At 35.5% G+C, this 12,477-nt stretch carries 16 protein-coding genes; 9 read left to right on the plus strand and 7 right to left on the minus strand.

Annotated elements, in window-relative coordinates; genetic code table 11:
• Window positions 1–37 precede the first annotated feature (37 nt).
• Window positions 38–1,315 carry a replication-associated recombination protein A gene (locus ODR02_RS01620; protein ID WP_209785211.1) on the minus strand — a complete coding sequence of 426 codons (1,278 nt, stop codon included), beginning with the start codon at window positions 1,313–1,315 and terminating at the stop codon, window positions 38–40.
• Window positions 1,316–1,417: 102 nt separating this feature from the next.
• Between ODR02_RS01620 and yidD the strand changes: the two genes are divergently transcribed.
• Both yidD and lgt read left to right on the plus strand, forming a co-directional pair.
• A complete protein-coding gene (yidD, locus tag ODR02_RS01625) occupies window positions 1,418–1,669 on the plus strand; it encodes a membrane protein insertion efficiency factor YidD (protein ID WP_309511427.1) in 252 nt (83 codons plus the stop codon).
• A 450-nt stretch (window positions 1,670–2,119) separates the two neighbouring features.
• Window positions 2,120–2,968 (plus strand): prolipoprotein diacylglyceryl transferase, encoded by an 849-nt coding sequence (gene lgt, locus ODR02_RS01630; protein WP_309511624.1) that lies wholly within the window; start codon window positions 2,120–2,122, stop codon window positions 2,966–2,968.
• Window positions 2,969–3,063: 95 nt separating this feature from the next.
• On the opposite strand, the gene ODR02_RS01635 is transcribed toward lgt, so the two are convergent.
• The gene (locus ODR02_RS01635) at window positions 3,064–4,581 is read right to left on the minus strand and encodes an NAD(P)H-hydrate dehydratase (protein ID WP_309511428.1); all 1,518 of its coding nucleotides are present in this window, start codon (window positions 4,579–4,581) and stop codon (window positions 3,064–3,066) included.
• 245 nt (window positions 4,582–4,826) lie between these two features.
• Between ODR02_RS01635 and mscL the strand changes: the two genes are divergently transcribed.
• Window positions 4,827–5,204 (plus strand): large conductance mechanosensitive channel protein MscL, encoded by a 378-nt coding sequence (mscL, locus tag ODR02_RS01640; protein WP_034695945.1) that lies wholly within the window; start codon window positions 4,827–4,829, stop codon window positions 5,202–5,204.
• A 71-nt stretch (window positions 5,205–5,275) separates the two neighbouring features.
• On the opposite strand, the gene ODR02_RS01645 is transcribed toward mscL, so the two are convergent.
• Together ODR02_RS01645 and ODR02_RS01650 are read right to left on the minus strand one after the other, a co-directional pair.
• The gene (locus tag ODR02_RS01645; protein WP_034695946.1) at window positions 5,276–6,235 is read right to left on the minus strand and encodes a D-2-hydroxyacid dehydrogenase; all 960 of its coding nucleotides are present in this window, start codon (window positions 6,233–6,235) and stop codon (window positions 5,276–5,278) included.
• 86 nt (window positions 6,236–6,321) lie between these two features.
• Complete coding sequence (locus ODR02_RS01650) at window positions 6,322–6,732, minus strand: LNS2 domain-containing protein (protein ID WP_002980498.1); 411 nt, start codon at window positions 6,730–6,732, stop codon at window positions 6,322–6,324.
• Window positions 6,733–7,049: 317 nt separating this feature from the next.
• Here ODR02_RS01650 and idi point away from each other — a divergent pair, with 317 nt between their 5' ends.
• From idi to gcvT, 3 genes are read left to right on the plus strand one after another with little or no spacing between them, the layout of a single operon-like run.
• Window positions 7,050–7,559 (plus strand): isopentenyl-diphosphate Delta-isomerase, encoded by a 510-nt coding sequence (idi, locus tag ODR02_RS01655; RefSeq protein ID WP_105683621.1) that lies wholly within the window; start codon window positions 7,050–7,052, stop codon window positions 7,557–7,559.
• A gap of 2 nt (window positions 7,560–7,561) precedes the next feature.
• Complete coding sequence (locus ODR02_RS01660) at window positions 7,562–8,032, plus strand: hypothetical protein (RefSeq protein WP_245169740.1); 471 nt, start codon at window positions 7,562–7,564, stop codon at window positions 8,030–8,032.
• Between the two features lie 9 nt (window positions 8,033–8,041).
• A complete protein-coding gene (gene gcvT / locus ODR02_RS01665) occupies window positions 8,042–9,118 on the plus strand; it encodes a glycine cleavage system aminomethyltransferase GcvT (RefSeq protein WP_105683623.1) in 1,077 nt (358 codons plus the stop codon).
• 57 nt (window positions 9,119–9,175) lie between these two features.
• On the opposite strand, the gene ODR02_RS01670 is transcribed toward gcvT, so the two are convergent.
• From ODR02_RS01670 to ODR02_RS01680, 3 genes are all read right to left on the minus strand, one after another.
• Window positions 9,176–9,364 (minus strand): hypothetical protein, encoded by a 189-nt coding sequence (locus tag ODR02_RS01670; RefSeq protein WP_309511429.1) that lies wholly within the window; start codon window positions 9,362–9,364, stop codon window positions 9,176–9,178.
• A 78-nt stretch (window positions 9,365–9,442) separates the two neighbouring features.
• The gene (locus tag ODR02_RS01675) at window positions 9,443–9,784 is read right to left on the minus strand and encodes a hypothetical protein (protein WP_309511430.1); all 342 of its coding nucleotides are present in this window, start codon (window positions 9,782–9,784) and stop codon (window positions 9,443–9,445) included.
• Window positions 9,781–10,137 (minus strand): arsenate reductase family protein, encoded by a 357-nt coding sequence (locus tag ODR02_RS01680; protein ID WP_105683626.1) that lies wholly within the window; start codon window positions 10,135–10,137, stop codon window positions 9,781–9,783. Before ODR02_RS01680 ends, ODR02_RS01675 begins: the two co-directional genes overlap by 4 nt.
• Window positions 10,138–10,257: 120 nt before the next feature.
• On the opposite strand from ODR02_RS01680, the gene ODR02_RS01685 reads away from it, so the two are divergent.
• The 3 genes from ODR02_RS01685 to ODR02_RS01695 all read left to right on the plus strand — a co-directional run bounded on the left by ODR02_RS01685 (window position 10,258) and on the right by ODR02_RS01695 (window position 12,452).
• Entirely contained in the window at window positions 10,258–10,725 is a 468-nt protein-coding gene (locus tag ODR02_RS01685; protein ID WP_193545521.1) for an acyl-CoA thioesterase, read from the plus strand.
• Between the two features lie 77 nt (window positions 10,726–10,802).
• On the plus strand, window positions 10,803–11,600 hold the full coding sequence (locus tag ODR02_RS01690; RefSeq protein WP_309511431.1) for a sugar phosphate isomerase/epimerase family protein: 798 nt from the start codon (window positions 10,803–10,805) through the stop codon (window positions 11,598–11,600).
• Window positions 11,601–11,618: 18 nt separating this feature from the next.
• The gene (locus ODR02_RS01695; protein ID WP_309511432.1) at window positions 11,619–12,452 is read left to right on the plus strand and encodes a GLPGLI family protein; all 834 of its coding nucleotides are present in this window, start codon (window positions 11,619–11,621) and stop codon (window positions 12,450–12,452) included.
• The last annotated feature ends 25 nt before the right edge of the window (window positions 12,453–12,477 follow it).

Genomic DNA, 12,477 nt, shown 5'->3' on the forward strand with positions numbered 1-12,477 from the left:
CATAAAAAAGGATGCTTACAACAGCATCCTTTTAATTTTAATATTTATTGTTCCACTTTTTCTTAAGCTCTTCATAAATTTTCTTTTCTGTAGAATTATTACCAGGTTCATACAGTTTCACATTCCTGATTTCTTCCGGAAGGAAATCCTGTTCTACAAAGTTCCCTTCATAAGAATGGGCATATTTATATTCTTTTCCGTAATCCAGATCTTTCATGAGTTTTGTTGGGGCATTCCTCAAATGAAGTGGCACAGGCAGATTTCCTGTTTGTTTCACTAAAGCCAGCGCTTCATTGATAGCCATATATGCTGAATTACTTTTGGGAGAAACCGCCAGATATACGGCCGTTTCACTTAATATAATCCTTGCTTCAGGGTTCCCGATTACATTAATCGCCTGAAAACAATTATTGGCAACCACCAAAGCGTTTGGATTAGCCAGCCCCACATCCTCAGCTGCCAGAATAAGCATTCTTCTTGCAATAAACTTGATATCTTCACCTCCTGCTATCATTCTCGCCAGCCAGTACACCGCTCCGTTCGGATCACCACCACGCATCGATTTGATAAAGGCTGAAATAATATCATAATGCTGCTCTCCGTTTTTATCATACAGTGCCATAGTCTCCTGAAGGACTTCAAGAACATCTGAATTAAGAATTTCCTTTGTATCAGAGTTTTTAAATTGATTCAAAACCAATTCTACAGAATTAATAAGTTTTCTGGCGTCCCCACCGGAATATTGAATGAAAGCTTCTTTTTCAAGGATGGTAAAATCTGTTCCTTCATCTTTATTGTATCTTTCAGAAGCAATATCGATCAATTCTTCAAGCTTTTCGTAACTCAAAGCCTTTAAAATATACACCTGACTTCTTGAAAGCAAAGCCGAAACCACTTCAAAGCTTGGATTCTCTGTAGTGGCTCCAATCAAAACAATCCAGCCTTTTTCTACTGCATGCAGTAATGAATCCTGCTGAGACTTATTAAACCTGTGAATTTCATCAATAAATAGAATCGGTGATTTTCCTGAAAACAGATTCTGCTTTTTGGCATCCTCGATCACATCACGCACCTCTTTCACCCCTGAAGAAACCGCAGACAGTTTATAGAATTTTCTCCCCGACTGCTCCGAGACAATTTCAGCCAGCGTAGTTTTCCCGGTTCCCGGAGGTCCCCAGAATATCAGTGAATTCAAGGTGTTGTTTTCAATCATTTTTCGGATTGTTCCCTTGTCTCCGGTAAGGTGCTCCTGCCCCAATACATCATTCAGGGTTTTGGGTCTTAATTTTTCAGCTAATGGAATATTTTGGTTCAAAGTAATTCTATTTTTTAAGATCAAAGTTCCGGATTTCTGATCTCCGAAACTTATAACAAATTTAAACTAATTTTCATTTTTTTACCCTATTTTTGCATTGTTTTGAAACTTACATTCCATAAAATCATTACATTTCCACTGGTAATTCTGATCAAATTTTACCAATGGTTCATCTCGCCCTTACTTCCCAAAAACTGCCGCTACGAACCTACCTGCTCTCACTATATGATTGAGTCGCTCCAGGTACATGGTGTCTTTAAAGGTTTCTGGCTGGGATTTAAAAGGATTTTAAGATGCCACCCATGGGGAGGAAGCGGTTATGACCCTGTTCCACCCAAACATAAATGTCAATAATCAAACTATTAAATCAATAGAAAAATGAATACTATCTTTTTCAGAATCTATCTTGTGCTGTTTGCGTTTACAACGCAGCTTTTTTTTGCACAGGAATACCCTGGAGGTTTATCTGACGGAACTTTAGATATCAATGGAAGCAATGTTCCTGTAAAAATCTATTCTACTACAGAAATGGGAGACCTTACGGCTTTTCCGGACAGAGAATCAGACAAGAACCAATCTTTTGTTGTGATCCTTAATGAATCCAGTTTTGAACCTGCTTATTATAACTATGGTGCTTCCACTTTAGCGAAGTACAAAGATTCAAAGTACCAGTTTTTTGATAAAAACTTCAAACTTATTGATACTGCAGTTACCCAAGAAAACATTACCACTTTCAAATACGCTGTAAAATCAGTAAAACCCATCACTGATGCTGATAAAGTAGAACTTAAAACTTCATTTAAAATATGGGATCCTTCGAAAGGTATTCATATCGGATCATTTACCCTTCATTTTTATAGTTTAATGTTTGTATTTGCCTTTGGTTTCGGATATATTTTAATGACAAGAATCTTTAAGATTGATCATGTTAACCAAAAATACCTGGAACCTTTGTTCACATGGACATTAATCGGAACTATACTTGGAGCAAGATTAGGACATGTTATCTTTTATCAGCCGGAATTATTTAAAGAGGATTTCTGGAGTGTATTTTTACCAATAAGCACAAAAAATGGTTTAAAATTCACAGGGTTTTCAGGTCTGGCGAGCCATGGTGCAACGATCGCTTTGATTTTCACCACGCTTTATTATTCATTCAAAATCATTAAAAAAAATCCATTCTGGGTATATGACAGATTGGGTATTGTAGTTGCTTTGGGAGGAGCATTTGTAAGAATGGGGAACTTTTTCAATTCTGAAATTGTAGGTAAACCAGCTGATCCAAATTCTCCGTTTGCTTTGCTTTTCCCACAACAGAGCAGTGAGTATGGGCTTACTGTACCCCGTTATCCAAGCCAGTTATTTGAGGCGGTAGGATATGTTCTACTATTCATTTTATTATGGATACTTTACAGAAAAACAGATAAAAAATATCAACAGGGATGGTTATTCGGGCTGTTCTTTATCATTCTTTGGGCCATCAGATTCTTCGTTGAGTTCCTTAAAGAGCCACAAGGCGATGAATTCATCCAGATAGGCGGTCTTAATACAGGCCAGGTTCTTTCTATTCCATTTATGATTGCAGGAGTTGTCATTATGATTGTTTCCAAGAAATTTAAGATCACTCAGGCTGAAAACGAGAAGCCGGAATAATCGTAATCAAAAAGACCAACATATAAAAAGGCAAATTTGTAGAAATACAGATTTGCCTTTTTTAATATCTTAAAAATTATTTCGCTGTTGTCTCATTACAGGTTCTTCTCCACCCTTCTGTTCAGCTCTTCAAAAACAGTCCCTAATTCATCAATGACATCTGTAGGCAGCATAGATTCTTTTGAATGTTTTTCAGAAGCAATATCGGCTGCTCTACCATGTAACCAAAGACCCAGAATACAGGCTTGCTCCGGAGAATATCTCTGCGCTAAAAGCGAGGTCAGAATTCCGGTAAGAATGTCTCCACTTCCTCCTTTTGCAAGACCGGCATTTCCCGTTATGTTATAAAACACATTTCTTTGTGGAGTAATGACTTGTGTGTGATGATCCTTTAATACAATATAAATATCCAGTTCCTTTGCTTTTTCCCTTGCTAGTTCAAGCCTTTTAAAAGAATGATCTGTACTTCCAAAAAGCCTTTCAAACTCTTTCGGGTGAGGAGTAATAATGGATTTCTTAGGAATTAATTCTAAATATTTTGGATCTTTTGAAAGGATATTCAAGGCATCGGCATCCAATATCAAAGGTTGGGAGTAGTTTTTCAGAAAATTCAGAAAGCTTTTCTCAGTATCGGGATGAGTTCCCAGGCCAGGCCCTATGCCACAGGTAAAATCCTTGTCAAATTCAAAATTTGTCATGACCTTCTCTCCTCCTTTTATAAACATGGCTTCAGGACATGAAATCTGTAAAATTTCGTAGCCGCACTCTGGAGCCAGCGTAAAAGTAAGTCCTGCTCCGGTTCTTAAAGCTGATTGTGTTGCCAACACTGCCGCACCTATTTTTCCATAGCTGCCTCCTATGATAACCGCCTTACCATAGCTGCCTTTATGGGAAAATTCCTGTCTAGGAATAAATATGGATCCTACCTGCTGATCATCAATAACTGAATATTCAGAATCAGTTGTATCAGCGTATATCTGACTTAAATCAATATCCAATACTTCTACTTTTCCGGTATACTTTCCTGTTTCCGGATGTAGAAAAGTGCGTTTCCAGCATTGAAGAGTGAGCGTATAATCGGCTTTCAGAATAACAGAATCATTGGTAAACATTTCATCAGCAGATAACCCGGAAGGAATATCAATGGATATTTTAATATTCTTTTTGGTATTCAACTGTTCAACAAGCGTTTTGTATTCTCCTTCCAACGGTCTGGACAATCCTGTTCCGAAAAGTGCATCTACAATAATTGTTTTATCATCAAAATTATAATATTCATTTTGATCAAACTTCCTGACTGAAATTCCTGACAAATCCCGGAGTCTTTTCAGATTAACAGAAGCATCTTCCGAAAATTTTATTTTAGAATCGCTTATAAACACATCCACATCAAAACCTTTCAGATAAAGTATTCTTGCAACAGCCAATCCATCACCTCCATTATTTCCTTTGCCACAAAATACGGCCAGTTTTTTATGGTTTTTACAATGTTCTGAGATCCAATGAGCCAAAACCATTGAAGCCCTTTCCATTAATTGAATGGAAGAAACCGGCTCCTGAGAAATCGTAAACTGATCCCAGCTGCGTATCTGTGCTGCAGTGAAAACTTTCATAGGCAAATCAACTTTTAAGCAAATTACAAAAGATTTTTCATTATGATATCACGTCATTAATAAAAATAAAAAGTCATCATTAATGAAATAAGATATTGATACAAAGCCAAAATATTCATTAAAACAGATCATAGAAATTCGGCATAAAATTCAATATTTTGGGAATAAAAAACTATAAAACGTAGTGTTCTTTACGTTTTTTAATTATATTTTTGTGTATATACTAATTAAAAAAAATATAAATTATGGGATTTGTAAAGGAATTTAAAGAGTTTGCCTTTAAGGGTAATGTTCTCGATCTTGCTGTCGGTGTGATCATTGGGGCAGCATTTGGAAAAATTGTTTCGTCTTTGGTAGAAGATGTAATCACGCCTCTGATATTAAATCCGGCATTGAAAGCAGCCGGTGCAGAAAACATCGCAAAACTTACATGGAATGGTGTTGCTTACGGGAATTTCCTTTCAGCAGTAATCAGTTTCCTTTGTATCGCAATGGTTCTTTTCTGGATCATTAAACTGGCTAATAAAGTAAACAAAAAAGAAGCTCCGGCTCCTGCAGGACCTACGGAAGATCAAAAATTACTGACTGAGATCAGAGACTTATTGAAAAGTAAAAATATATAAGCTGTATAAGCAGTTTTACAACACAAAAGCACCTCGATTGAGGTGCTTTTATTAGATTATATCATTTCAAATTATTGAATCTGTAAGATACTTGAAATCTGCTCTGCAAGAGAAAGCCCGATCCTATCCTGTGCTTCAAGGGTAGAAGCTCCAGTGTGAGGGGTAAGAGAGATTTTAGAATGAGTAAGAATTTCCTTAGAAGGAGTTGGCTCATTAATGAAAACATCTAATCCGGCAAATCTTACTTTACCTGAATCTAAAGCCTGAATTAAAGCTGTCTCATCAATAACTCCACCTCTTGAACAGTTGACAATAGCCACACCGTCTTTCATTATTTCAAATTCATTCTGACCAATCATATAACCGTCTTTCTGTGCCGGGACATGCAGCGTAATAAAGTCTGAATGTTTTAAAACTTCCTGTAACGGTTCTGTTTCTATGTCAACATTGATGAATTGGTTGTTGTAAAATTTCACCTTAATACTTGCTTTCCCAACATTATTATCGGCTGCTACAACTCTCATTCCAAGTCCTAAAGCAATTCTTGCCACTTCCTGTCCGATTCTTCCCATTCCAACAATACCAATTGTTTTTCCTCTTAATTCAATACCGGCTGCATAAGCTTTTTTAAGGCCTCCAAATTCAGTATCTCCTACCAAAGGCATTTTTCTGTTGGAATCCTGAAGAAATCTTGCTCCTGAAAACAAATGAGCAAAAACAAGTTCAGCCACCGATTCTGAAGAAGCTGAAGGCGTATTGATAACATGGATCCCTTTTTCTCTTGCATAATCTACATCAATATTATCCATACCAACACCTCCTCTACCAATAATGTCTATGGATGGGCATCCGTCAATAATATCTTTTCTTACCTGTGTAGCACTTCTCACCAGCAGGGTGCGGATTTTGTGCTCGTTAATATAATCTACTAAAAACTCCTGTGGAACTTTTGTAGTGATAACCTCAAAGCCTTTTTCTGTCAATGCATCTATTCCAGATTGATCAAGGCCGTCATTTGCTAAAACTTTCATAAAATATCAAGTATATTAAAAAATGAAAGATTTAAAAATTAAAGGAACTGATTTCCATTTAATTTTTAAATCTTTGAATTATATTTTTATTCACCGTCTTCTTTGAATACTTCAATGGTTACTTGCTTTTCAACCAAATCCGTAAATCTTCCTTTATATCTTGTAGCTCTTACCAAGTGGTTGTCTATCCAGTGATAATTTCCGCCTCTTGGTTTTCCGCAAAGCACGCTATGGTATTTGAAGCCATGCTTATCCAGCCAGTCGATAGTGATTTGTTTTAGATTCTCGGTTCTTGAAGTAAAAAAGCAGATCTGATGTCCTTCGTCATACCATCTGTTGATTGTTTCCAGAGCATCAGGATAAGGTTCGCAGGTCACCATTCTTTCGGGCTCTTCGTTGGGAACATCATCAGTAATGGTTCCGTCGATATCTATTAAGTAATTTTTTATTCCATCCTTTAGAATAGGACTAATGTGTTCAATGTATTCTAATTCCATTACTAAATATTAAGTAACAAAGTTAGCGTTTTTACAACTATCAGGCACGTTAATCTTAGTTTATGTTAATATTATACTACAAAAACTATTATTTAAAGAATAATATCAATATTTTATTAATTATTTCCTTCGAAATAGTTAAAATTTTTCGTTTTGCGTTTTCTTTTTAAGCTGAGAAAGCTGAGATTGTAAAAAACAGATCAGCCAATTGATCAATTTATCGGCAAGCTTTCTTTACTTTATTACCATTATTATAAAAAGCATGATGTTTATCTAAAAATTTCCAAAATACATTTATTACTCTTACATTTGTAGGAATGGAAGAATATGTTGTTTTAGTAAATCCTGAAGATGAAGTTTTAGGACTGATGGAAAAACAGCAGGCTCACATCAATGGCCTGTTACACCGTGCTTTTTCTGTATTTCTTTTTAACAGTAAAGGAGAAATGCTTCTTCAGAAAAGAGCCTCAGGAAAATATCATTCTCCTAGCCAATGGACTAATGCTGTGTGCTCGCACCCACGAGAAGGGGAAACTTATCAGGAAGGAGCTGTGCGCAGATTAAGAGAAGAACTGGGAATTGAGGCGGAACTTTCAGAAAAATTCAATTTTATTTACAAAGCAGATGTGGGTGGCGGCCTTTGGGAGCACGAGCTGGATCATGTATTTGTAGGAAATCATGAAGCAGATTTCAATTTAAATAAAGAGGAAGTGGAAGAAGTACGATTCATTACTCCTGAAAATCTGGATAAAGAAATTGCTGAACATCCTGAAAACTTTACTGAGTGGTTCAAAATTATTCTGGAAGAATATAAACACCATTTTTAATAATGAAAAAAATATTGTTTTTTTCTGCGCTTTTAACGGGAAGTCTGTTTTTTGCCCAAAAAGCAAAAGTATATGAAAATTCCAATTACTCCATTACGATTCCGGAGGGCTGGAAATCTACGAATGACAGTGAGATTATTAATATTTTCCCTACCAGCCAGATAGGTGCTGTTACCATTTCGGAATATCATGATCTTCCCCTTCCAAAAGATGAAGTGAAAAAATTCATCCTTGCCCTTTATCAGTCGAAAGATGAAGAGAAAAAAGTAAAAGAAAAAAAGAGCCAGAAAGGATATACAGAATATCTGTATGAACACTTTGATGAAAAGGAAAAGCTTTTCTGGATCACCAAGGCTTTTCAAAAAGACAAAAACTTATATTTAGTTTCCATCAACTGTGGCCAGAAATTCTGGAACGGAAACTATATGACCCTATTCAATGAGACTTTTAACAGTTTTAAAATAAAGAAATAAAAATTAAATATGAAGAAAACAGCCTTGTACGACAAACATGTTTCTTTGGGAGCTAAGATCGTACCTTTCGCAGGTTTTGAAATGCCTGTTCAATATTCAGGGGTTACAGAAGAGCACTTTGCAGTAAGAGAAAAAGCAGGATTATTTGATGTTTCCCACATGGGACAGTTTTTCATCGAAGGGCCAGGATCAAAAGATCTTTTACAGTTTGTAACTACCAATAATGTAGATGCACTAGAAAACGGAAAAGCTCAGTATTCTTGTCTTCCTAACGAAAACGGCGGAATTGTAGATGACCTTATCGTTTACAAAATGGAAGATGACAAATATTTTGTAGTAGTTAATGCATCTAACATCGACAAAGACTGGAATCATATTTCAAAATACAATACTTTCGGGGCTAAAATGACCAATGCTTCTGATGAAATGTCATTATTAGCAGTTCAGGGACCTAAAGCTACTGAAATTCTTCAGAAACTTACGGAAGTAAACCTTTCGGAAATTCCTTACTATCATTTCACAGTAGGAAGTGTTGCCGGAGAAAACAATGTGATCATTTCAAACACAGGATACACAGGAAGCGGTGGTTTTGAGATTTATTTCAATAACGAAAGTGCTGAAAAACTTTGGGATGCTGTAATGGAAGCAGGTAAAGAAGAAGGAATTATCCCATGTGGATTAGCTTCCAGAGATACTTTAAGACTGGAAAAAGGATTCTGTCTTTACGGAAATGATATCGATGATACTACCTCTCCTATTGAAGCTGGTTTAGGATGGATCACTAAGTTTGATAAAGACTTCGTTTCTAAAGATGTTTTCGCAAAACAGAAAGAAGAAGGTGTTACAAGAAAATTAGTGGGTTTTGAACTTACAGATAAAGGAGTTCCAAGACATGATTATCCTGTAGTGGATGCTGAAGGGAATGTAATCGGGAAAGTAACTTCCGGAACACAGTCTCCAATGAAGAAAGTTGGTTTAGGTCTTGCTTATGTAGACAAACCTCATTTCAAATTAGGTTCTGAGATCTTCATTCAGGTAAGAAACAAAAACATTCCTGCAAAAGTGGTGAAAGCTCCTTTTGTATAAGTGTTTTAAATATAAGAACAAAAAAAGAGTCCGTGATAATCATGGACTCTTTGTAATTTAATAGCAGATACAGCAGATCTTTCTATCCGGTGAACAGGCGTCACCTACTCCGGGGGTGTTCGAAATTACTCCACCAGCAGGCCCACATAACGTAAAGCAGTTTACCAGAGGAGGTCTTAGTCCTCCGTTGATTTCCTTTAAGGCTGATCTGTTAAGATTCTTTGTTTTTGAAAAGTTTGTTTTCATGATGTAATTTTTGGTGATTATAAAGTTAAGTATTTAATAATTAACCAATTGAAATAAATCACAAATTACAGATAAAATTTATTTTGGAACATGTTGAAAGCAATAGTCATTACCAATGCTGGTATAGTGCTTACATCTGGTTCCTTTTTTGGTTGTTCCCAAGCATTGATTTCCTTTATTGATACCATTCACTTTTTTAGGGCTGGAAACCATTCCATATCCTGATGTTTGACCAGGATTGCAGATCTTACAAGGTTGAAGTCCAAGTTCCAGAGCTTTATTTACAGACAGGCTGAAAGAAACATTTTTCACCATTCTGCACGATGATGTATGAAACTTTGTACCCGAAGGAGTTCTGTAAACCGTCTGTCCTTTTACACTGACGGCAAGACAAAGCAATATGGAAATCAGATATTTCATTCATGTACACCAAAGAATTTCTGAAGTTCTTCTACATTTTTCTTATCATTTCCTACGAAAATCTCCTTATCTGTAATAAAAACAGGTCTTTTCAAAAAGGTATAATGATCCAGAAGCAATTCTTTAAAGTCTTTTTCTGTCAAAGATTTTACATCCAAACCTCTCAATTTGATCTGAGTAGATTTTTTGCTGAATAAAGCTTCGTATGATTTTGTTTTTTTATGCATTTCCGCCAATTCTTCTTTCGTGATCGGCTCTTTTTTAATTTCGCGAAGCTCCCACTCTGTAAGATCAAATTGCGCTAAAATTTTTCTGCAGGTATCACATGTGTTGAGATAAAATACTTTCTTCATTACGGTTTCTAAATCTGTTATTGTTAAAATTCTCTTTCATTGAAAGTTTCGTCTTTCAAAAGTAGGATTTAATCTAAAACTTTGGAAATTATTAAATAACTTTATTCAAATTTTATAAAGATGCAGAACAAGCCTATTACTTTTCAGTTTATTTCGGAGCCTTCAGATGTTAATTACGGAGGAAATGTACATGGAGGAAGTGTTATGAAATGGATTGACCAGGCCGGTTATGCATGTGCGACGACCTGGAGTGGGAATTATTCTGTCACCGTGTATGTAGGCGGAATCCGTTTTTATGATCCTATTAAAATCGGTGAAGTGGTAAAAGTTGATGCCCAGGTAATTTATACAGGAACTTCGAGCATGCATATTGCCATTAATGTCTTTTCAAGAAACCTGAAGCAGCCGAACTTTGAGAAAAAAACACATTGTATCATTGTTTTTGTTGCCGTAGACGAAAATGGAAAAAAACTACCTGTACCGAAATGGATACCGGAAACTGAAGAAGAAAAGCAGCAGGAATTATACGCTAAACGCCTGATGGAGCTGAGAACACAGATTGAGGATGAGATGAAACCGTTTTTATAATGGAAAGAAAAGATTTCATTAGACTTTCTTCATTGGGATTTTTGGGTTTGTATTCCTGTGGGGTTTCAAATTTAAATATGAATAAAAAACCAATAGCCATTCAACTGTACACTGTTCGTGATTCCATTTCTAAAAATCTAAATAAGACTTTTGAGAAACTGGCAGAACTTGGCTTTACAGCATTTGAAATCTATGGTTATGACGGAAAATTTTTCGGAAAAACAGCAAAAGAATTTAAACATATTTTGTCTGCTCATGGTTTAAAGGTGATCAGTTCACATCACCAAACCGGAATTACAGACCTGAAAGATGGAACTCTTTTGAAAAACTGGAATACAACGTTAGATGATCTCAGCATTATTGGTTCAACATATGCAGTTTGCTCCTACCTTCCCGAAGCGGAAAGAACACTTGAAAATTATAAAAAACTTCCAGATATTCTTGAAAATGCAGGAAATCTCTCCAAACAAAACGGAATTCAGCTGGCTTATCATAATCACGATTTTGAATTTCTAAAGATGGATGAAAAGAATAATTTTTATGATTTCATTTTAGAAAATACTTCATCAGATGCTGTTAAGATGGAACTGGATTTATATTGGATTTCAAAAGCAGGTTTAGATCCGTTACTTTATTTTGAAAAATATCCGAAAAGATTTCCATTGTGGCATGTGAAAGATATGAAGGCAGAAACAAAAGACTTTGCAGAAATCGGAAACGGAACCCTTGATTTTAAAAAAATTTTCGAAGCCAGAGAAAAAGCAGGGTTGAAACATTGGTTTTTGGAACAGGATTCCAGTGATAAAGATATTTTTGACAGCATAAAGATGAGTAAAAAGTATATTCTTGAACATTCCTATTTTAATGAAACCTGAATCTAAAGATATTTAATCATGAAAAAAATTTTACACCTCTTTTGCTTACTGATTATTATTTCTTTGAACTCACAAACGCATCGGTTTATTTATGAGCTTCAATTAAAAATGGATTCTACAGAATCTGAATATCAGAAATTCAACATGATTTTAGATATTAATCCGAAAGAGGTAAAATTTTACGGAAGAAATCTTCTTATCGCAGATTCTTTGAATAAAAAATTCGGAAACATGGACAATAAACACGTTGACATGACCGGACAGGTAGTAAAAAGAAAGATAAACACTACTGAAAATGAAAACTTTATCAATATAAAATTTGGATATTATTCTTTTAAAACCAATGATAAAATAAAGTGGAATATTTCCAGCGAATCCAAACAGGTTCAGCAATATACATTACAGAAAGCAACGGCTAAGTTTGGTGGAAGAAGCTGGATTGCCTGGTTCAATAAAGAGATCCCATTTAATGAAGGTCCTTTTAAATTTTCAGGGCTTCCAGGTTTGGTATTTGAAATCTACGATACAAAGAAAAATTTCATTTATCATCTTATCAAAAGTCAGGAACTGGCAGAGACATATGCTACCGATAGTTTTCTTGAATCCAATTTCGGAAATAAAGCTATTTCCATCAATGAAAAGCAGAAACATAAGCTTTCCATGGAATTTTACAATGATCCTTTTGCTTTTGAAAGAAACAATTTCAGCAAATCCAACAACGACCTGAAAATAAATATTAACGGAAAAGAGATCCACAACGTAGATGAGCTGAACACTCAGACCAAAAGCATGCAGGAGGTGATAAGAAAATACAACAATCCGCTTGAGATTGATAAGGCCATACATTATTAAAAACATAGAAGTTGTTTAGCGACAA

Source organism: Chryseobacterium sp. CFS2 (assembly GCF_036543225.1).
In the GTDB taxonomy this organism is placed as follows: Bacteria; Bacteroidota; Bacteroidia; order Flavobacteriales; family Weeksellaceae; genus Chryseobacterium; species Chryseobacterium culicis_A.